The following is a 20761-nucleotide window of genomic DNA, read 5'->3' on the forward strand; positions in this document are numbered from 1 at the left end:
TGACCCCATGCCGAACTCAGAAGTGAAACGCCGTAGCGCCGATGGTAGTGTGGGGTCTCCCCATGTGAGAGTAGGGAACTGCCAGGCATCAAATTAAGTAGTAAGCCGGTGCATTAATCCGGTGGTTACAGAAGTATTCGGTGGAGCGGTAGTTCAGTCGGTTAGAATACCTGCCTGTCACGCAGGGGGTCGCGGGTTCGAGTCCCGTCCGTTCCGCCACTTATTAAGACATTAAGCCTGCCCTTTCGGCAGGCTTAATGGCAAAAACTTTAGGGGCGTAGCTCAGTTGGTAGAGCACCGGTCTCCAAAACCGGGTGTCGCGAGTTCGAGTCTCTCCGCCCCTGCCATATAGAATCCTTTGCTTCGGCAAAGGATTTTTTTTTGCCTGCAAAACAGCTCAACACCTTCCTGAAGAATAAGCAGCCTGCGTTTCCGCAGGCTTTTGCGTTAATCCAGTATGCTGGTTTTTAACAGATCTTTTATCTGCGACTGCTTATCGCTGTTTTGCAGCCAAATGGCATACAGCGGCCTGGAGAGAGTTGTCGAATCGGTGACAACATGGAGTGCGGGTTTATTATCCGCCCAGCGAACAGGTAACCATGTACAGCCTTTCAATGCGGGAAGATGCTGGCATGCGATCTCCGCAGAGCTTGTCGTGAGTTGCGGGATATCATCGCTGGCAATTAACCCCGTCTCGTGCTGCTGAAAATCAGGCCCCCATTCCAGGCGTAAATAATTCAGGTCGGCCTTCATCATTGCAGGCTCGGATGCATAGAGCGCCAGGCTAAACTGTCCAACAATCTGGCTGCTAAATTCGTCCATCTTGGGCGCTTCTGTGGTGATCAGGAGATCAAGCTGCCGCTCGTGGAGTTGCTTAACCAGCGACTGGCGTTGCGCAATCCTCGCCTCAAATTGCAGATGGTTGTGTGAGCGATATAGCCGCATAAGCCACTGGCTGAGCATGCATTCCCATAGTGAAGCGCTGGCACCGATCGAGAATTCATTATGCCGGGAGGTGTGCGCAACCTCCTTCCGCGCTGCCTGCCAGGTATTCATCAGGGTTTCTGCATAAGGCAATAGCTTTTCACCGGCCGGGGTTAAACGAATATTGTTGCGATGGCGGGTAAAAAGGTTCACACCCAATTGATTTTCCAGCTGTCGAATACGAAAACTGACTGCTGACTGCGTCAGGTAGAGGGCTTCAGCTGCTCGCCCAAAGTGTCGCGTTCTGCTCACTTCGAGGAAAGTTTTTAGCAATTCCGTATCCACATCTTTCTCCGCAAAATTATTTGTCGTTATGATTTAAATGTTTTGTTTTACACTCTGTCAAGCGTAACTAATACTCCGCGCCATAAATAGCTCGGCCAAAGAATTAGGAGCGTGTAGGATGGCGGAAAGCTTTACGACGACTAATCGTTTTTTCGACAATAAACATTATCCGCGCGGGTTCTCTCGTCACGGCGATTTCACTATCAAAGAAGCTCAACTTCTTGAGCGCCATGGTTATGCCTTTAACGAGCTGGATCTGGGTAAACGTGAACCGGCAACCGAAGATGAAAAACAGTTTGTCTCTGTTTGCCGTGGTGAGCGTGAGCCGCAATCTGATGCAGAACGTGTATGGATCAAGTATATGGCTCGCATTAAGCGTCCTAAGCGTTTCCATACGCTGTCTGGCGGCAAGCCGCAGATGGAAGGTGCAGAAGACTACACCGAGTCTGACGATTAAGAAGAGAAGGGGCTACGGCCCCTTTTTTTTTACGCCAGCATTTTTTGCAGATGCAACAGCAGCCGATCGATCGCACGGTAACTTAATGCCTCCTGCAAATGCCGCCTCTCTATTCCGGGGCAGCCCTCCACGTCGGCGACCGTGCGCGCAACTTTCAACAAACGCTGCCACGCGCGAATGGATAGCCCAAACCGCGTCAGTGTCTCTTCCAGCCAGCCCGCATCTTCAGCGTTGAGAGAACAAAACTGTCGGATCCCGCTGTTATCCAGCCGGGCATTCAGCCTGTTCTGACGAACATACTGCCGCGCCTGCGCCGCAATAACCCGTTCACGCACAGTTGCTGAGCTTTCGCCCTTAATACCGGTTTGCCTCAGCAGACCGGGCGGTGGCAGGGGGATCTCGAGAGATAAATCAAAACGGTCGAGGAAGGGGCCGGACAGCTTACTTAGATAGCGCAGCGTCTGCTCCGGCGTACAGCGGTTATGATTGCCCTGATAATGACCCGTAGGGCTAGGGTTCATCGCGGCGACCAGCTGAAACTGCGCAGGGTAGCTTATTTTGGCCCGTGTACGAGACAAATGGATTTCGCCGGATTCAATCGGCTCCCGCAATGCATCCAGCACGCGGCGTTCAAACTCTGGCAATTCATCCAGAAACAGAATGCCGTTGTGCGCCAGTGAGATTTCACCCGGCCCGGGGATCGAACCCCCGCCCACCATCGCGGTAAGAGACGCACTGTGGTGTGGAGAGCGGAAGGGACGGCGGCGCCACTGTTTATGCAGCGACGTAGAACTGACCAGGCTAAATATCGCGGCGCTTTCCAGCGCTTCGTGATTATTGAGGGGTGGCAACAGGCCGCTCAATCTGCTCGCCAGCATCGTTTTCCCCGTGCCTGGCGGACCTATCAGTAACAGGTTATGCCCACCCGCGGCCGTTATCTCTAACGCTCGTTTACCCTGTTCCTGACCCATAATATCGCTGAGATCCTCGGGCGAATCTGGCGCCACCTCGTCATTCTCCTGCGGCTCGGCAAGCTCGTGTCGGCCTTCCAGCCAGGCGCAAACCTCCTGCAAATGTCCCGCGACAAGACATCCCTTTTCGGCGATAAGGCTTACTTCAGAGGCATTTTCATTGGCCACAATGATTTGTCTTCCCGCGCGTATGGCTTCAAGCGCACCCGAGATTGCTCCGGGAACGCCTCTTAACGCGCCTGTAAGCGCTAATTCACCCACGAACTCGCACGAGCTTAGCCCTGGCGTATTGAGCTGTTCAGAAGCCGCGAGAAGCGCTATAGCAATAGGTAAATCATATCGCCCTCCCTCCTTTGGCAAATCGGCGGGCGCAAGGTTGATGGTGATCTTCTTCGCCGGAAAAGCATAACCGCTATTAATAATTGCGCTGCGCACGCGATCCCTCGCCTCTTTAACGGTCGTTTCTGGTAAGCCGACCAGCGTCAGTCCGGGCAGTCCATTACTTAAATGAACCTCTACAGAAATAAGCGGTGCCTTCACGCCGATGGCCGCGCGTGTATAAACAACTGACAGTGACATAAGCCCTCCTTGGCGGTGACTATGCCAGCATCATTTTTTCCTGTTTAGCGCTAATTCACTGAATTACGGTGCTCGTTCCAGCCTTTTAGCGCCTAAATGTAATCATTACATGTCGGTGGAATCGGCCTCGCAGAAAAGGAATCATGCGCGCCTTGCCTGATGAAACAGGACAAAAAAAATGAAAAATCTTCATTTCTATTTTTTCCCTATATAAAACAACGATTTTGAAAGAAATAGTTCGCCTGCTACAGAAACAGGTCATAAAAAAATCTTGTGTCAGATGAAATATCTGTGGTAACTCTTTAGGTATTCCTTCGAACAAGATGCAAAAAGAACTGAAAATGACAGCCCTTCTACGAGTGATTAGCCTGGTCGTGATTAGCGTGGTGGTGATTATTATCCCACCGTGCGGGGCTGCACTTGGACGAGGAAAGGCTTAGAAATCAAGCCTTAACGAACTAAGACCCCCGCACCGAAAGGTCCGGGGGTTTTTTTATGACTAAAAAACGGAAATGAGGAGCAGAGAATGACAAGTAGCACAAAATTCTGTTTCTCCCGATTTATGACGGGGAACTAACTATGAATGGGGCACAGTGGGTAGTACATGCGTTGCGCGCGCAGGGAGTCGAGACAGTATTCGGTTATCCGGGTGGCGCAATTATGCCGATTTACGATGCACTGTATGACGGCGGCGTGGAGCACCTGTTGTGCCGACACGAGCAGGGCGCAGCGATGGCCGCCATCGGTTATGCCCGTGCCACCGGTAAAACCGGTGTCTGTATGGCGACCTCAGGTCCGGGCGCAACGAACCTGATCACCGGTCTTGCTGATGCACTGCTGGATTCTGTTCCCGTTGTTGCCATCACCGGACAGGTTGCCTCTCCGTTCATCGGCACCGATGCCTTCCAGGAAGTGGATGTGCTCGGTTTATCGCTGGCCTGCACCAAACACAGCTTCCTCGTTCAGTCTCTTGAAGAGCTGCCGCGGGTGATGGCCGAAGCGTTCGAGGTTGCCAGCTCTGGCCGTCCTGGCCCGGTTCTGGTTGATATCCCGAAAGATATCCAGGTTGCACTCGGCGATCTGGAACCGCATTTCTCTACCGTGAAAAGCGATGATGCATTCCCGCATGCAGAGGTGGAAGAGGCGCGTCAGATGATGGTGCAGGCCAAACAACCGATGCTGTACGTTGGTGGTGGCGTAGGTATGGCGCAGGCGGTTCCTGCCCTGCGCGAATTTATCGCGGCAACGCAAATGCCTGCCACCTGCACGCTGAAAGGGTTGGGTGCGGTAGATGCTGATTACCCCTACTATCTGGGCATGCTGGGGATGCATGGTACCAAAGCGGCAAACCTGGCGGTGCAGGAGTGTGACCTGCTCATCGCCGTCGGCGCCCGTTTTGACGACCGCGTCACCGGCAAGCTGAACACCTTCGCGCCAAACGCCAAAGTGATCCATATGGACATCGACCCGGCGGAGATGAACAAACTGCGTCAGGCGCATGTCGCGTTGCAGGGCGATCTTAACGCGCTGTTACCGGCCCTGGAGCAGCCGCTGGATATTAACCCATGGCGTCAGCACACCGCCGATATGCGCGCTGAACACGCCTGGCGTTACGACCACCCCGGCGAGGCCATCTACGCGCCGCTGCTGTTGAAGCAGTTGTCCGACCGTAAGCCCGCCGACAGCGTGGTGACGACCGATGTCGGCCAGCATCAGATGTGGTCTGCCCAGCACATGACCTACACCCGTCCGGAAAACTTCATCACGTCCAGCGGGTTAGGGACGATGGGCTTCGGTCTGCCAGCCGCCGTTGGTGCAAAGGTTGCCCGCCCGAACGATACCGTTATCTGTATCTCCGGTGACGGCTCCTTCATGATGAACGTTCAGGAGCTCGGCACCGTGAAGCGCAAGCAGTTACCGTTGAAGATCGTGTTGCTCGATAACCAGCGTTTAGGGATGGTTCGCCAGTGGCAACAGCTGTTCTTCCAGGAACGTTACAGTGAAACCACCCTGACCGATAACCCCGATTTCCTCACCCTGGCCAGCGCCTTCGGCATTCCTGGCCAGCACATCACCCGTAAAGACCAGGTTGAAGCGGCACTCGACACCATGCTGTCAAGCGAAGGCCCATACCTGCTTCATGTCTCAATCGATGAGCTTGAGAACGTCTGGCCGTTGGTACCGCCCGGTGCCAGTAACTCACAAATGCTGGAGAAATTATCATGATGCAACATCAGGTCGCCGTGCAGGCTCGCTTCAACCCGGAAACATTAGAACGCGTTTTGCGTGTGGTGCGTCATCGTGGTTTTCAGATTTGCTCTATGAATATGGAAACGGCCACCGACGCGCAAAACATCAGTATCGAATTAACCGTTGCCAGCCCGCGGCCGGTCGACTTACTGTTTAGTCAGTTATCAAAACTGGTAGACGTTGCCCATGTTGCCATCTGCCAGAGCACAACCACATCACAACAAATCCGCGCTTAAGCGTGACAGGACGAAAAAATGACGACAAAAAAAGCTGATTACATTTGGTTCAATGGTGAGATGGTTCGCTGGGAAGACGCGAAAGTTCACGTGATGTCCCACGCGCTGCACTACGGCACCTCCGTGTTTGAAGGGATCCGTTGCTACGACTCTCACAAAGGACCAGTGGTGTTCCGCCACCGTGAACACATGCAGCGTCTGCATGACTCAGCCAAAATTTATCGTTTCCCGGTCTCCCAAAGCGTTGATGAGCTGATGGAAGCCTGCCGCGAGGTGATTCGCCAGAACAAACTGACCAGCGCCTATATTCGTCCGTTGGTCTTCGTGGGTGATGTCGGCATGGGCGTCAACCCGCCCGCTGGCTATAACACCGATGTGATTATTGCTGCGTTCCCGTGGGGCGCCTACCTGGGCGCGGAAGCACTGGATCAGGGGATCGACGCAATGGTTTCTTCCTGGAACCGCGTGGCGCCAAATACTATCCCGACTGCGGCTAAAGCGGGCGGTAACTACCTGTCCTCACTGCTGGTCGGCAGCGAAGCGCGCCGTCACGGTTACCAGGAAGGTATCGCGCTGGATGTGAATGGCTACATCTCCGAAGGTGCGGGCGAAAACCTGTTTGAAGTAAAAGACGGCATTCTTTTCACCCCGCCGTTTACCTCGTCCGCGCTGCCAGGCATCACCCGTGACGCCATCATCAAGCTGGCAAAAGATCTGGGTATCGAAGTGCGCGAGCAGGTGCTGTCCCGCGAATCCCTGTACCTGGCTGACGAAGTGTTTATGTCCGGTACCGCGGCTGAAATTACGCCGGTGCGTAGCGTCGATGGCATTCAGGTGGGCGAAGGCCGCTGTGGCCCGGTGACCAAACGCATTCAGCAAGCGTTCTTTGGCCTCTTCACCGGCGAGACAGAAGATAAATACGGCTGGTTGGATCAGGTTAATCACTAAATATAAATTTGGGACGGCACGCACCGTCCCATTAAATAGTCAGACGGGAGTAAATAAAGCATGCCTAAGTATCGTTCAGCCACCACCACCCACGGCCGTAATATGGCGGGTGCCCGCGCACTGTGGCGCGCCACCGGAATGACCGACGCCGATTTCGGCAAGCCAATTATCGCCGTGGTGAACTCCTTCACCCAGTTTGTGCCGGGCCACGTACACCTGCGCGATCTCGGTAAGCTGGTTGCCGAGCAAATCGAAGCCTCCGGCGGCGTGGCGAAAGAGTTCAACACCATTGCGGTGGATGACGGTATCGCAATGGGCCACGGAGGGATGCTCTATTCGCTGCCGTCGCGCGAGCTGATCGCCGACTCGGTGGAGTATATGGTTAACGCCCACTGCGCCGATGCGATGGTCTGTATCTCCAACTGCGACAAAATCACCCCGGGGATGCTGATGGCCTCCCTGCGTCTGAACATTCCGGTGATCTTCGTTTCCGGCGGCCCGATGGAAGCGGGGAAAACCAAGCTTTCCGACAAAATCATCAAGCTCGACCTGGTCGATGCGATGATCCAGGGCGCGGACCCGAAAGTCTCTGACGAGCAGAGCGACCAGGTGGAACGCTCCGCGTGCCCGACCTGCGGCTCCTGTTCCGGGATGTTCACCGCCAACTCCATGAACTGCCTGACCGAAGCGCTGGGCCTTTCTCAGCCGGGCAACGGCTCGCTGCTGGCGACCCACGCCGACCGTAAACAGCTGTTCCTTAACGCGGGCAAGCGCATCGTTGAGCTGACCAAACGCTACTACGAGCAGGACGATGCCAGCGCGCTGCCGCGCAACATCGCCAGTAAAGCGGCGTTCGAAAACGCCATGACGCTGGATATCGCCATGGGCGGCTCCACCAACACCGTTCTCCACCTGCTGGCCGCCGCGCAGGAAGCTGAAATCGACTTCACCATGAGCGACATCGACAAGCTCTCCCGCAAAGTGCCGCAGCTGTGTAAAGTCGCGCCGAGTACCCAGAAGTACCACATGGAAGATGTCCACCGTGCGGGTGGTGTGATTGGTATTCTCGGCGAGCTGGATCGCGCCGGGCTGCTTAACCGCGACGTGAAAAACGTGCTCGGCCTGACGCTGCCGGAGTCGCTGGAGCAGTACGACGTGATGCTGACCAAAGACGACGCGGTGAAAAACATGTATCGCGCCGGTCCGGCGGGCATCCGTACCACCCAGGCGTTCTCGCAGGATTGCCGTTGGGACACGCTTGATGACGATCGCGCCGAAGGCTGCATTCGCTCGCTGGAACATGCCTACAGCAAAGACGGCGGCCTGGCCGTGCTGTACGGTAACTTTGCGGAAAATGGCTGTATCGTGAAAACCGCTGGCGTGGACGACAGCATCCTGAAATTCACCGGTCCGGCAAAAGTGTATGAAAGCCAGGACGAAGCGGTAGACGCCATCCTCGGTGGCAAAGTGGTAGAAGGCGACGTGGTGGTCATTCGCTACGAAGGACCGAAAGGCGGTCCCGGCATGCAGGAGATGCTCTACCCGACCACCTTCCTGAAATCGATGGGCCTCGGCAAAGCCTGCGCGCTGATCACCGATGGTCGTTTCTCTGGCGGCACGTCAGGCCTCTCCATTGGTCACGTCTCCCCGGAAGCGGCAAGCGGCGGCAACATCGCGATCATCGAAGATGGCGACCTGATCGAAATCGACATTCCGAACCGCGGCATTCAGCTGAAGCTGAGTGTCCAGGAGATTGCGGCCCGTCGTGAAGCGCAGGAAGCCCGCGGCGACAAAGCCTGGACGCCGAAAGATCGCCAGCGCGAAGTCTCCTTCGCCCTGCGCGCCTACGCGAGCCTTGCAACCAGTGCAGATAAAGGCGCGGTGCGCGATAAATCTAAACTGGGGGGCTAACGATGGCCGAGTCACAACCCTTATCCGCCGCCCCTGAGGGGGCGGAATACCTGAGAGCGGTGCTACGCGCGCCGGTCTATGAAGCCGTGCAGGTCACGCCCCTGCAAAAAATGGAAAAACTCTCCTCGCGCCTCGACAACGTCATTCTGGTGAAGCGTGAAGACAGGCAGCCGGTGCACAGCTTCAAGCTGCGCGGAGCCTACGCGATGATGGCCGGGCTGACGGACGAGCAGAAAGCGCGCGGGGTGATTACCGCGTCGGCGGGCAACCACGCGCAGGGCGTGGCGTTTTCCTCGGCGCGTCTGGGGCTGAAGGCGCTGATCGTGATGCCGGTTGCTACCGCAGACATCAAGGTCGACGCGGTGCGCGGTTTCGGCGGAGAAGTCTTGCTCCACGGGGCTAACTTTGACGAAGCCAAAGCCAAAGCGATTGAGCTGGCGCAGCAGCAGGGGTTCACCTGGGTGCCGCCGTTCGACCACCCGATGGTGATTGCCGGGCAGGGTACGCTGGCGCTGGAGCTGTTGCAGCAGGACGCCCATCTCGACCGCGTTTTCGTCCCGGTGGGTGGCGGCGGCTTAGCCGCTGGTGTGGCGGTGCTGATCAAACAGCTCATGCCGCAGATCAAAGTCATTGCCGTGGAAGCGGAAGACTCCGCCTGCCTGAAAGCGGCGCTGGATGCCGGGCATCCTGTGGATCTGCCGCGCGTCGGGCTGTTTGCCGAGGGCGTGGCGGTGAAGCGCATTGGCGACGAAACGTTCCGCCTGTGCCAGGAGTATCTCGACGATATCGTCACCGTCGACAGCGACGCTATCTGCGCGGCGATGAAAGATCTGTTCGAAGACGTGCGTGCGGTGGCGGAACCCTCCGGCGCGCTGGCGCTGGCGGGGATGAAGAAATACATCGCCCAGCACAACATTCGCGGCGAGCGTCTGGCGCACGTGCTTTCCGGCGCCAATGTGAACTTCCACGGCCTGCGCTACGTGTCCGAACGCTGTGAGCTGGGCGAGCAGCGTGAAGCCCTGCTGGCGGTGACCATTCCGGAAGAGAAGGGCAGCTTCCTGAAGTTCTGCCAGCTGCTGGGCGGCCGTTCGGTAACAGAGTTCAATTACCGCTTTGCCGATGCGAAAGATGCCTGCATTTTTGTCGGCGTGCGTCTGAGCCGTGGCGTGGAGGAGCGCAAAGAGATCCTCAGCCTGCTGCACGACGGCGGCTACAGCGTGGTCGATCTCTCTGACGATGAGATGGCGAAGCTGCACGTGCGTTACATGGTCGGCGGCCGTCCTTCCAAGCCGCTCCAGGAACGCCTGTTCAGCTTCGAGTTCCCGGAATCACCGGGCGCGCTGCTCAAGTTCCTGCACACGCTCGGCACGCACTGGAACATCTCCCTGTTCCACTACCGCAGCCACGGCACCGACTACGGGCGCGTGCTGGCGGCGTTCGAACTGGGCGAGCACGAGCCGGATTTCGAAACGCGCCTGAACGAACTGGGCTATGAATGTCATGACGAAACCCATAACCCGGCTTTCAGGTTCTTTCTGGCTGGCTAGTGGTTCGGCAATATCGTCCAGAACGCATCAATAAGCGGCTCATGCAGCCGCTTTTTTTGTGCGCACACGCCCAGCTCAAACGGCGTCTTCTCGTCGCTGCGCTCCAGAATCATCACGCGGTTGCGCACCGGTTCCGGGCTGTTTTCCAGCACCACTTCCGGCAGCAGCGCCACGCCGCAGCCAAGCGCCACCATCGACACCATCGCCTCATGGCCGCTGACGGTAGCGTAAATCGACGGGTTGCTGATTTTCTGACGGCGGAACCACAGCTCGATGCGGCGGCGCACCGGCCCCTGATCGGCCATGATAAACGGCACCGTCGACCAGTCCGGTTTTTCTACCGAGACCTGGTTACGCACCGGGCAGGGCAGCGCCGGGGCAATCAGCACCACCGCCAGATTCTCCAGCATCGAGAACGCCACCGCCCCCGGCAGCGTTTCCGGTTTTCCGGCAATCGCCAGATCCGCTTCGCCCGTGACCACTTTTTCCATCGCGTCGGCGGCATCGCCGGTGGTGAGCTTAATTTCAACCGACGGATGTTCCGCGCGGAAGCGGTCAAGAATGGGGGGAAGATGGCTGTAGGCAGCGGTCACGGAACAGAAAATATGCAGCTCGCCGGAAAGCGACGGCCCCTGCTGGTCGATGGTGTGCCGCAGCTGCTGATACTGCAACAAGGTTTGCTGGGCAAAGATGCGCAGCTCTTCGCCGGCTTCCGTGAGGGTGACGGTGCGGTTATCGCGCACGAACAGCGGCTTGCCGAGGTCTTCCTCAAGGCGCTGGATCTGGCGCGACAGCGTGGAGGGGCTGACGTGCATCGCCCGGGCGCTACGGCCAAAGTGACGGCTTTCCGCCAGGTGCAGGAACATTTTCAGATCGCGTAAATCCACCGATTCCACTCCCTCTTTTTACATTGCATAAATTGCAATGTGACGTTGTGAATATATCAATTTCCGCAATAAATTTCCTGTTGTAATGTGGGTACATTCTCGCTGAAACGCGAACCGAACAATAAGACACACAACATCACGAGGTATCACCCATGGCTAACTACTTTAATACACTGAACTTGCGCCAGCAGCTGGCGCAGCTGGGCAAATGCCGCTTCATGGCGCGCGATGAATTTGCTGATGGCGCGAGCTACCTTCAGGGTAAAAAAGTGGTCATTGTCGGCTGTGGCGCACAGGGTCTGAACCAGGGCCTGAACATGCGTGACTCCGGGCTGGATATCTCCTACGCCCTGCGCAAAGAAGCGATTGCCGAGAAACGCGCTTCATGGCGTAAAGCGACCGAAAACGGCTTCAAAGTGGGCACCTACGAAGAGCTGATCCCGCAGGCGGATCTGGTGGTGAACCTGACGCCGGACAAGCAGCACTCTGACGTTGTGCGTTCCGTACAGCCGCTGATGAAAGACGGCGCCGCGCTGGGTTACTCCCACGGCTTCAACATCGTTGAAGTGGGCGAGCAGATCCGTAAAGACATCACCGTAGTGATGGTGGCGCCGAAGTGCCCGGGTACGGAAGTGCGTGAAGAGTACAAACGTGGCTTCGGCGTACCGACGCTGATCGCCGTTCACCCGGAAAACGATCCGAAAGGCGAAGGCATGGCGATTGCCAAAGCCTGGGCAGCGGCCACCGGCGGCCATCGTGCGGGCGTACTGGAATCTTCCTTCGTTGCGGAAGTGAAATCTGACCTGATGGGCGAGCAGACTATCCTGTGCGGCATGCTCCAGGCTGGCTCTCTGCTGTGCTTCGACAAGCTGGTGGAGGAAGGCACCGATCCGGCATACGCGGAAAAACTGATTCAGTTCGGCTGGGAAACCATCACCGAAGCGCTGAAGCAGGGCGGCATTACGCTGATGATGGACCGTCTGTCCAACCCGGCAAAACTGCGCGCGTTCGCACTCTCTGAACAGCTGAAAACCATCATGGCGCCGCTGTTCCAGAAACATATGGACGACATCATCTCCGGCGAGTTCTCCTCCGGCATGATGGCAGACTGGGCGAACGACGATAAGAAACTGCTGACCTGGCGTGAAGAGACCGGTAAAACCGCGTTCGAAACCGCACCACAGTACGACGGCAAGATCACCGAGCAGGAGTACTTCGATAAAGGCGTCCTGATGATTGCGATGGTGAAAGCAGGCGTTGAGCTGGCGTTCGAAACTATGGTGGATTCCGGCATCATTGAAGAGTCTGCGTACTACGAATCGCTGCACGAGCTGCCGCTGATCGCAAACACCATCGCCCGTAAGCGTCTGTATGAGATGAACGTGGTGATCTCCGATACCGCCGAGTACGGTAACTACCTGTTCTCTTACGCCTGCGTACCGCTGCTGAAAGAGTTCATGACCACCCTGCAAGCGGGCGATCTGGGCCAGGCGATTGCGGAAGGTGCGGTTGATAACGCGCAGCTTCGTGACGTTAACGAAGCGATCCGCAGCCACGAAATCGAGAAAGTGGGCCAGAAACTGCGTGGCTACATGACCGATATGAAACGTATCGCGGTAGCAGGCTAAACACGATGAATCGGGTGGCGCAAGCCACCCGAACTGTTTTAGCTACGCAGTATCGCGCCGGGATAACCCAGCTGGCGCCACGCCTCATACACCACCACCGACACCGCATTCGACAGGTTCATGCTGCGGCTGTCCGGCATCATCGGAATACGAATTTTCTGCTCGGCTGGCAGGGCATCCAGAATGGTGGCCGGCAGGCCGCGGGTTTCCGGACCAAACATCAGATAATCCCCGTCCTGATAGCTTACGGCGCTGTGCGCTGGCGTGCCTTTGGTGGTCAGGGCGAACATGCGCTGTGGTTTTTCGGATCCCAGAAACGCGGCGTAATCGTGATGACGAACGACGGCGGTAAACTCATGGTAGTCCAGCCCCGCGCGGCGCAGACGTTTGTCGTCCCACGTAAAGCCCATCGGCTCAATGATGTGCAGACGAAAACCGGTGTTGGCGCACAGGCGGATAATATTGCCGGTGTTCGGCGGAATTTCTGGTTCGAATAAGACGATGTTAAGCATGCTGCCCCCTTAATTGCGGGGGCAGAATAGCAGAAAAGAGAGGGACTAGGCGACGCCCGGCTCCTGCGCGCGGCTATACAGCATTTTGTAGACGGTTGCCGCCGCGGCCACGAGAGCAGGCACGCTGAGGATCATTAAAATACTGTCTGCCTGCCACTGCATGGAAAGAAGCTGGGCGCTGGTCATGGTGCCCGCCACGCCGCCGAAGCGGCCGATCCCCTGCATCCAGGCGATACCCGTCGCGCGGCACTCGGTAGGGTAAAAGGTGGCGGCCAGGGTCTGCATGCCCGACTGCGCGCCGTTCATCGCGATCCCCATCAGGAAAATTAACCCGCCAAACAGGGCGATATGGTTATGCTCAATGCCGAGTAAAAGAATCAGGCCCATCGTCAGCACGAAACCACACGCGACCACCTTGTGCGCTTCCCAGCGATCCATCATCCAGCCCGCGAGCAAAATGCCAGCGGTGCCGCCGAAGGTGAACAGCGAGGTGAGCCAGGCGGATTCCGCCAGCGCATACCCCATCCCCTGCATCAGCGTCGGCATCCAGCTCAGCAGGACGTAATAAATCACCAATCCCATAAAGTAGGTGACCCACAGCATCAGGGTGCCGGGTAGCCAGGGCATGGAAAACAGCTGCGACACGCTGCCTTTTTTCGACGCGACTTTTTCCTCTGTCAGGAAAAAGCCCGTGACGCTATCCAGCGTGCTGCGGGCGAACCGGCTGGCGATGCGGCGAACCTGGGCGATGTCTTTCCCGCGCTGCACCAGAAACTTCACCGACTCCGGCAACAGCAGCGCCAGCAGCACCGTTAAAATCAGCGGCGCAATCGCGCCGGTCAGCAGCACGCTTCGCCAGCCATGGTGAGGGATAAGCCAGGACGAGATCGCCCCGCCGCCCGCCGCACCCAGCGGAAAGCCGCAGTACATGGTGTTAATTGCCATGGCGCGGCAGCGCTGGGGGGCAAACTCTGAGATCAGCGTGATGGCGTTAGGCATCGCGGCGCCCAGCCCGAGACCGGTCAGAAATCGCCATAGCGTCAGGGTATTCAGACTTTGCGCCCAGGCCGTGCCCAGGCTCGCCAGGCCGAAGAACAGACACGAAAAGACCAGCACGCGCTTGCGTCCCATCCGGTCCGATACCGGACCTGCAATCAGTGCTCCCAGCGACAGCCCCAGCAGCGCCGCACTCAGCACCGGCCCCAGATCCTGTTTATGTATTCCCCACTCCGTCGACAGCGTAGGCGCAATGTAACCCATCGCTGCGGTATCAAACCCATCGATCGCCAGCACCAGAAAGCCCAGCACAATAAGAAGCCAGTGAAACCCTGAAAAAGGACTTTCATCGATCACCTGCTGAATATCCACCCGACCTGAATACGTCATACGTTCCCCTCCGATGTGATGTTGTTTTTGTGTTCTTGTATTTGCTTGTCTATACAATTGCGGAGGGGCGGGGTGTGTCAAATTTTCTTATCAAGAATGTTACGCAGGTGTTATTTTCGACAAAAAAAGCGCCCGAGGGGAAAGTCGGGCGCGGAAGAAGGGGAGGCTAACCGGGGGAGATCAGGCCGCGTTTCCCTGAGAAAGAGGGGCCAGCGCCGCAGGCAGCTTACTGAGCTCCTGCACCAGCGAGTCTTTGTTGATTTCGCTAATCGACTTCGCCCCGGTCAGGGTCATCGCTACTTTCATCTCTTTCTCGATCAGGTTCAGCAGATTCGCCACGCCCGCCTGGCCGCTGGTGGCCAGCGCGTACAGGTAAGCACGGCCCAGCAGCACGCTGTCGGCGCCGAGCGCAATCATGCGCACCACGTCCAGCCCGTTACGGATGCCGCTATCGGCCAGGATCGCAATATCGCCTTTCACCGCATCGGCAATGGCCGGCAGGGCGCGGGCGGAGGAGAGCACCCCATCAAGCTGGCGGCCACCATGGTTAGAGACCACGATCCCATCGGCGCCAAAACGCACCGCGTCGCGGGCATCTTCCGGGTCGAGGATCCCTTTGATCACCATCGGGCCGTCCCAGAATTCGCGGATCCACTCCAGGTCTTTCCAGGAGATCGACGGATCGAAATTGTTCGCCAGCCAGCCAATGTAGTCCTCCAGCCCGGTCGGTTTACCGAGGTAGGCCGAAATATTGCCCAGATCGTGCGGACGGCCGTTCAACCCGACATCCCACGCCCACTGCGGGTGCGTCACCGCCTGCCAGTAACGGCGCAGGGCCGCGTTAGGGCCGCTCATGCCGGAGTGGGCGTCGCGGTAGCGCGCGCCGGGGGTTGGCATGTCGACGGTAAAGACCAGCGTTGAGCAGCCCGCCGCTTTGGCGCGCTCCAGCGCGTTGCGCATAAAACCGCGATCGCGCAGGACGTACAGCTGGAACCACATCGGGCGCTTGATGGTCGGGGCGACTTCTTCAATCGGGCAGACGGACACGGTGGAAAGGGTAAACGGAATGCCTTTGGCATCTGCGGCGGCGGCGGCCTGCACTTCACCGCGACGGGCATACATGCCACATAAACCGACAGGTGCGAGCGCTACCGGCATGGAGAGCGTCTCGTTAAACAGCTTCGTCTCAAGGCTCAGGTCAGACATATTTTTCAGCACGCGCTGGCGCAGGGCCACTTCCGACAGATCCTCCACGTTACGGCGCAGGGTATATTCGGCATACGCCCCGCCGTCGATATAGTGGAACAGGAACGGGGGCAAAATGCGCTGCGCCGCGGCGCGATAGTCACTGGCTGCTGAAATAATCATGCTTTGTTCTCCCTGGAAATATCACTCTCGCCAGGCAGACGGGTAATACGCGCCTGTCGGGCCTGATCTTCATCGAATCGTTTAATGGTGGTATGCACGAAGCCGAGATGCGCCATCATCGCCTTGCGCGCGGCCTCGGCATCTCCGGCCAGAATGGCGTTGAGCACCGCCTCGTGCTGTTCGGTCAGCTGGGCAAACACCGGCGGCACCAGATACATGCGCTGGCGGCTCTGCTTGACGGAGGATTGCAGCAGGTCGAAGAACCCGCGCATGGTTTGCAGCAGCACCACGTTGTGCGAGGCCTCGGCAATCGCCAGATGGAACCGCACGTCCGCCTGGGAGGCGATGTCCGGGTCGCTGCTTTGCGTGGCTTCAAAACAGGCTTTGAGCTTCTCTTTGTCGGCGTCGGTTGCCCGCATCGCCGCGTGCCACGCGGTGCTGGTTTCGATGGCGTGACGCGCTTCGAGGATGTCGAAGCTGTAGTCAGGGTCGTTTTCCATCAGCGTCTTCAGCGGCTGCACGATGTTTTGTTCGGACCAGTCGTCATGCTGCCAGCGCACGAAGGTGCCGCCGCCGCGACGGCTCAGCAGCACCCCTTCACTAACCAGCGTCGCCAGCGCCTCGCGCAGTGAGTTGCGCGACACGCCAAGCTGAGCGGCAAGCTGACGCTCGGCGGGCAATCTCATGCCCGCTTCCAGCTGTTGTTCTTCTATCAGCGCCCGTACGCGAGTGGCAATCTCGTCGGACAGGCGTCTGGGCATCACTATCATGGAATCATCCAGGTTAAGACATAGGCCTGCAATGTGGTGATCACGCCCACCATGCAGGTAAATATCAGGCTGTGTTTAACGGTAAAGCGGAACAGATCCGACTCTTTGCCTACCAGCCCCACCGCAGCACAGGCAATGGCGATGGACTGCGGTGAGATCATCTTCCCGGTCACGCCGCCGGTGGTGTTCGCAGCGACCAGCAGCACGTCCGAGACGCCAATCTGCTGCGCGGCCGTGGCCTGTAGGGCAGCAAACAGGGCGTTAGATGACGTATCTGAACCGGTCAGGAACACCCCCAGCCAGCCGAGGAACGGCGAGAAGAAGGTAAACGCGTGGCCGGTATGCGCCAGCGCTAACGCCAGCGTCGACGACAGGCCGGAGTAATTCGAAATAAACGCGAACGCCAGCACCATGCCGATGGAGTAAATCGGCAGCATCAGCTCTTTAATCGTCGCCGCAAAGGTCTGTACCGCGGCGGCAGGCTTCATGCGCAGCCACACAACGGAAAGGATAGCGGCAAACAGGATGGCCGTACCGGTGGCTGAGAACCAGTCGAACTTAAACACTGCCGCATACGGCGTGGCGTCGTGCACCACCGGCGGCATACGGGCGACCATTTTGTCGAGGAACGGCACGGAGATATTAATCACCATGTCGTACAGCGCGCCGCCCGGGGCGAACAGGGCTTTAAACGGCGGAATGCTCCACAGCGTCACGGTGGCGGTCAGGAACAGGAACGGTGACCATGCGCGTACAATCTGTCCGGCGGTATAGCCGGTGCGCGCCAGCGTCTGATCCACGTGCGATGCGCCCATGTCAGCAAAGCGGAAGATACGTACCGGCTGCCAGCGTTTCAGGAACAGCGTCAGACAGACCAGCGACACCAGGGAAGAGATGATGTCCGGCAGTTCCGGGCCGAGGAAGTTGGAGCTGAGATACTGGGCAATGGCGAACGAACCGCCCGCTACCATCACCGCAGGCCAGGTCTCCTTCACGCCGCGCCAGCCGTCCATAATCGCCATGATCCAGAACAGCACGATAATGGTCAGGAACGGCAGCTGGCGGCCCACCATCTGGCCGATCTCGAAGCTGTCCAGCCCGGTCACCTGACCCGCCACCAGAATCGGAATGCCCATCGCGCCAAACGCCACCGGGGCGGTGTTCACAATCAGGCACAGGCCAGCGGCATACAGCGGATTAAAGCCCAGCCCGACCAGCAGAGCGGCGGTGATCGCCACCGGCGCGCCAAATCCTGCCGCCCCTTCAAGGAACGCCCCGAAGGAGAAACCGACAATCAGCATCTGTAAACGCTGGTCCGGTGTAATAGAGAGAATCGACGAGCGAATAATGTCGAACTGCCCGGTTTTCACCGAGATTTTGTAGACAAAGACAGCGGCGATGATGATCCACGCAATCGGCCACAGGCCGTAGAAGAAACCATACACCACGGAGGCCAGCGCGCGATCGACCGGCATTTTATAGAAGAACAGCGCCACCAGCAGGGCGATGGCAACGGTGTACGTTGCGGCAAGGTAGCCCTTCAGCTTGAGCTTTATCAGCGCAAAGAAGAAGAACAGGATCGGTAGCGATGCGATCAGGCTCGACAGCCAGATATTCCCGGCCGGATCGTAGTTTTGTTGCCAGAGGCTCATGCAGGTCTCCTGAGGACCACACGGGTGTTCGTCGGGTGAGTCTCTGCTCATCTCAGCGTCACACTTAGTGTAAAAGTGGTCCTTCCAATATTGTGATGTAGGGTTAATGGCAATAAATGGTTAACCAAGTGTTGCTATTCAGCAATGCTTTTGTGAAGTGGAGCATCGAAACTGTGAACGATGGATAGCTTTACGCATGATTGGTAGGACCAAAACCGCAAGTTCAACTCACCGCGTGCGTTGGGAGCGGTAGTCAGGTGGAGGGCATTACATTCGCCTTTTGAGCAGATACGGCGCGTAAAAGAGGTTGAATAAAATGGGTATGTGATAATATTGCGTGAATCAAATGAGGTTTGTTTGTTTTATTTATGTTTTTGAAAATCTGTATATGTGTGATCAGAGTGATATATTTCTTATAAATAAAAATTTTTTTTGGTTAAAAATGCGAAATCGAAGCTGTAGCAAAAAATTTTAATTAAGGTAAATTTCACATATAGATTTTAACAGTGTATTACAAACGATCAATTGCTGATCGATAAGGAAATATCCTGTTTAACCGTGATTTTTCAGGATAAAGTGAAATAATTTTTTGCTGAAGTGACATTTTTTGGCTAATAATATTCTGAAATAAATTGATCAAACAATGATCAGTTAACTCTCTTGTAATTTAGTTGCGGTATTAAAAGCAGATTAATAATTATTAGGGCAATGGAAAGGGGTTAAATTTGTTAGTTGAGTGTTAATTTCAGAATGTTTACAAGCGCGGCGTATTACTTTTCAATACGTAGACGTTAAAAGGCATTTGATTTACTATTTATTCAGAAGCAACGTAACAGAAGATTTTAAATTTATTACTAACCACAACGTATTCAGTGTTATTTTCGGCCAGAAGTCATTCCTCAGTTGAAGGATATCTGTGTATGGCCTTCTGAAAATATACGGATTATCACCATGGGATGGACCCTGCTTTATTCTATAAGGTCGCGTCACCCATTCTGCTAAAACCCTTTCGGTGGCGTTTTTAAATCCTTATAGCGGTTATTGTACCTGGTACAACAAGTCTATATCTGTTTAATTTACAGAGGGGAAAGTGTTCCAAATGAAAATCAAAAATGTGGCGCTGGCGATTGCCGCGGCGGGGCTGCTGTTATCTTCTCAATCGGTACTGGCAAGCAGTGATTCTGGCGTTAATGCTTCTCTGGATACCGGTGCGGGTTCGCAAAGTACGGGCGGGGTGATCAATTTTACCGGGAAGATTACCCTTATTTCCTGTGATATTACTCCGGCCTCTAAAAACAAAACGGTAGACCTTGGGGCGTGGGCAAAAAGCTACTTTGACGATCACAACGAAACGACGCCGCGCGAGTTCAAAATCAACGTGGAAAACTGCCCGGAGACGGTTGAATCGGTTGCGGTACTGTTTGACGGAACCAAAGATACGGTGAATGACACACTGCTTCAGGTTACGCCAGGTGAAGGTATGGCGACGGGTGTCGGCGTGAAGCTTTATAACAGCGATCGCAGCACCGCGATTAAACCGGGTACGGTATCTGAAACAACCGCACCGGATGATGAAGGCAATGCTGAATTAACTTTCTATGCCGCACTTGACAAAGATGGCACAGAAATCAACGCCGGCGATGTTAACGCCGTTTCTAACTTCCTGATGGTTTATAACTGATTTCACTGTCAGCCACCTCCAGAGATAATAATGATGAAACGTTTATCGTATATTATGCTCACTGCATTAATGGTTAGTTCTGCGTCAGTTTCCGCTGGCGTTGTAATGGGGGGAACACGGATCGTATACCCACAACACAGCAAGGAGGTGGCATTTTCTGTTTCTAATATGGAAAGTGCGGTTCCCTATCTTATTCAGTCGTGGGTTGAAGGGGATGGGCAGGGTAAAAATAACGCTGCGCCATTTATTGTCACGCCACCTCTGTTCAGACTTGATCCGGAGCAGACCAATACGCTGCGTATTCAATATACCGGCGCTCCGCTGCCCACAGATCGTGAATCTGTATTCTGGCTCGATATTAAAGCGATTGCGCCAAAGCCAAAAGAGAGCAGCAACGAATTACAAGTTAACGTTAAATCGAAATTTAAAATTTTCTACCGCCCGGACAATCTAAAAGGGGACGCTGCAACTGCCTGGCAGAAAATAACGTTTTCGCGGACGGGAAAAGGGCTTAAGGCCGCTAACCCGACGCCATACTACGTCTCTTTTTATCGGCTGACCGTTGGCGGGCATAAAATTGAGCAGCCGGGCATGATCGGTCCAGGGGAAACCCGTGAATGGCCTGTGTCCGCCTCCGGGGGCGTAAGCTGGTCGGCTATTAATGATTTTGGTGCCATCACCGCCACCCACACCCAGCCTCTTTAAGATC

Annotated in this window: 19 protein-coding genes, 2 tRNA genes and 1 rRNA gene; 14 read left to right on the top strand and 8 right to left on the bottom strand. The window is 56.1% G+C overall.

Translation table 11 applies throughout. The features are described from left to right. The 3 genes from rrf to SK47_RS22380 all read left to right on the top strand — a co-directional run. Positions 1-87: ribosomal RNA gene (rrf, locus tag SK47_RS22370) — 5S ribosomal RNA — on the top strand; the annotation flags it as partial. Positions 88-142: 55 nt separating this feature from the next. Continuing rightward, a tRNA-Asp gene (locus SK47_RS22375) sits at positions 143-219 on the top strand. 52 nt (positions 220-271) lie between these two features. After that, positions 272-347 (top strand) — tRNA-Trp (locus SK47_RS22380). A 100-nt stretch (positions 348-447) separates the two neighbouring features. Here the strand turns inward: SK47_RS22380 and hdfR are convergent. Continuing rightward, complete coding sequence (gene hdfR, locus SK47_RS22385; protein WP_003860190.1) at positions 448-1269, bottom strand: HTH-type transcriptional regulator HdfR; 822 nt, start codon at positions 1267-1269, stop codon at positions 448-450. Between the two features lie 118 nt (positions 1270-1387). On the opposite strand from hdfR, the gene SK47_RS22390 reads away from it, so the two are divergent. Then, positions 1388-1726 (top strand): MaoP family protein, encoded by a 339-nt coding sequence (locus SK47_RS22390; protein WP_006808641.1) that lies wholly within the window; start codon positions 1388-1390, stop codon positions 1724-1726. Between the two features lie 29 nt (positions 1727-1755). Here SK47_RS22390 and SK47_RS22395 read toward each other — a convergent pair whose 3' ends face one another. Further along, positions 1756-3276: a YifB family Mg chelatase-like AAA ATPase gene (locus SK47_RS22395; protein WP_045337103.1), complete on the bottom strand. Its 1521-nt coding sequence runs from the start codon at positions 3274-3276 to the stop codon at positions 1756-1758. Between the two features lie 341 nt (positions 3277-3617). Here SK47_RS22395 and ilvL point away from each other — a divergent pair, with 341 nt between their 5' ends. The 7 genes from ilvL (at position 3618) to ilvA (ending at position 10168) form a co-directional block, all read left to right on the top strand. Further along, positions 3618-3716 (top strand): ilv operon leader peptide, encoded by a 99-nt coding sequence (ilvL, locus tag SK47_RS23590; RefSeq protein ID WP_001311244.1) that lies wholly within the window; start codon positions 3618-3620, stop codon positions 3714-3716. Between the two features lie 86 nt (positions 3717-3802). After that, positions 3803-3853 (top strand): peptide IlvX, encoded by a 51-nt coding sequence (gene ilvX / locus SK47_RS24235; protein ID WP_192930497.1) that lies wholly within the window; start codon positions 3803-3805, stop codon positions 3851-3853. A gap of 2 nt (positions 3854-3855) precedes the next feature. Next, a complete protein-coding gene (gene ilvG, locus SK47_RS22400; protein WP_048245176.1) occupies positions 3856-5502 on the top strand; it encodes an acetolactate synthase 2 catalytic subunit in 1647 nt (548 codons plus the stop codon). Then, positions 5499-5762: an acetolactate synthase 2 small subunit gene (gene ilvM, locus SK47_RS22405; RefSeq protein WP_003860184.1), complete on the top strand. Its 264-nt coding sequence runs from the start codon at positions 5499-5501 to the stop codon at positions 5760-5762. Before ilvG ends, ilvM begins: the two co-directional genes overlap by 4 nt. Before the next feature lie 18 nt (positions 5763-5780). Further along, positions 5781-6710 (top strand): branched-chain-amino-acid transaminase, encoded by a 930-nt coding sequence (gene ilvE, locus SK47_RS22410; RefSeq protein ID WP_003860182.1) that lies wholly within the window; start codon positions 5781-5783, stop codon positions 6708-6710. A 60-nt stretch (positions 6711-6770) separates the two neighbouring features. After that, a complete protein-coding gene (ilvD, locus tag SK47_RS22415) occupies positions 6771-8621 on the top strand; it encodes a dihydroxy-acid dehydratase (protein WP_048245179.1) in 1851 nt (616 codons plus the stop codon). 2 nt (positions 8622-8623) lie between these two features. Next, positions 8624-10168, top strand: coding sequence for a threonine ammonia-lyase, biosynthetic (gene ilvA, locus SK47_RS22420; protein WP_032660750.1), 1545 nt, complete (start codon positions 8624-8626; stop codon positions 10166-10168). Here the strand turns inward: ilvA and ilvY are convergent. Continuing rightward, positions 10165-11055, bottom strand: coding sequence for an HTH-type transcriptional activator IlvY (ilvY, locus tag SK47_RS22425; RefSeq protein WP_048245180.1), 891 nt, complete (start codon positions 11053-11055; stop codon positions 10165-10167). The two genes, ilvA and ilvY, sit on opposite strands and share 4 nt — an antisense overlap. Before the next feature lie 152 nt (positions 11056-11207). Between ilvY and ilvC the strand changes: the two genes are divergently transcribed. Continuing rightward, positions 11208-12683 carry a ketol-acid reductoisomerase gene (ilvC, locus tag SK47_RS22430; protein WP_006808634.1) on the top strand — a complete coding sequence of 492 codons (1476 nt, stop codon included), beginning with the start codon at positions 11208-11210 and terminating at the stop codon, positions 12681-12683. Positions 12684-12721: 38 nt separating this feature from the next. Here the strand turns inward: ilvC and trmL are convergent, their stop codons facing one another. From trmL to lldP, 5 genes are all read right to left on the bottom strand, one after another. Then, positions 12722-13195 (bottom strand): tRNA (uridine(34)/cytosine(34)/5-carboxymethylaminomethyluridine(34)-2'-O)-methyltransferase TrmL, encoded by a 474-nt coding sequence (trmL, locus tag SK47_RS22435; protein ID WP_003860178.1) that lies wholly within the window; start codon positions 13193-13195, stop codon positions 12722-12724. A 45-nt stretch (positions 13196-13240) separates the two neighbouring features. Next, positions 13241-14581, bottom strand: a complete 1341-nt coding sequence (locus SK47_RS22440; protein ID WP_022652049.1) for an MFS transporter — start codon at positions 14579-14581, stop codon at positions 13241-13243. 180 nt (positions 14582-14761) lie between these two features. Further along, positions 14762-15949 (bottom strand): quinone-dependent L-lactate dehydrogenase, encoded by a 1188-nt coding sequence (gene lldD, locus SK47_RS22445; protein WP_032665644.1) that lies wholly within the window; start codon positions 15947-15949, stop codon positions 14762-14764. Then, entirely contained in the window at positions 15946-16719 is a 774-nt protein-coding gene (lldR, locus tag SK47_RS22450) for a transcriptional regulator LldR (protein ID WP_006808630.1), read from the bottom strand. The genes lldD and lldR overlap by 4 nt, the downstream gene beginning before the upstream one ends. Then, positions 16716-18371: an L-lactate permease gene (gene lldP, locus SK47_RS22455; protein WP_003860175.1), complete on the bottom strand. Its 1656-nt coding sequence runs from the start codon at positions 18369-18371 to the stop codon at positions 16716-16718. Before lldP ends, lldR begins: the two co-directional genes overlap by 4 nt. Before the next feature lie 1099 nt (positions 18372-19470). Between lldP and SK47_RS22460 the strand changes: the two genes are divergently transcribed. Both SK47_RS22460 and SK47_RS22465 read left to right on the top strand, forming a co-directional pair. Continuing rightward, positions 19471-20052 carry a fimbrial protein gene (locus SK47_RS22460; RefSeq protein ID WP_003860173.1) on the top strand — a complete coding sequence of 194 codons (582 nt, stop codon included), beginning with the start codon at positions 19471-19473 and terminating at the stop codon, positions 20050-20052. 30 nt (positions 20053-20082) lie between these two features. Continuing rightward, positions 20083-20757 carry a fimbrial biogenesis chaperone gene (locus tag SK47_RS22465; RefSeq protein WP_022652045.1) on the top strand — a complete coding sequence of 225 codons (675 nt, stop codon included), beginning with the start codon at positions 20083-20085 and terminating at the stop codon, positions 20755-20757. Positions 20758-20761 lie beyond the last annotated feature (4 nt).

This window comes from Enterobacter sp. BWH52, from assembly GCF_001037565.1.
Taxonomy (GTDB): Bacteria; Pseudomonadota; Gammaproteobacteria; order Enterobacterales; family Enterobacteriaceae; genus Enterobacter; species Enterobacter hormaechei_C.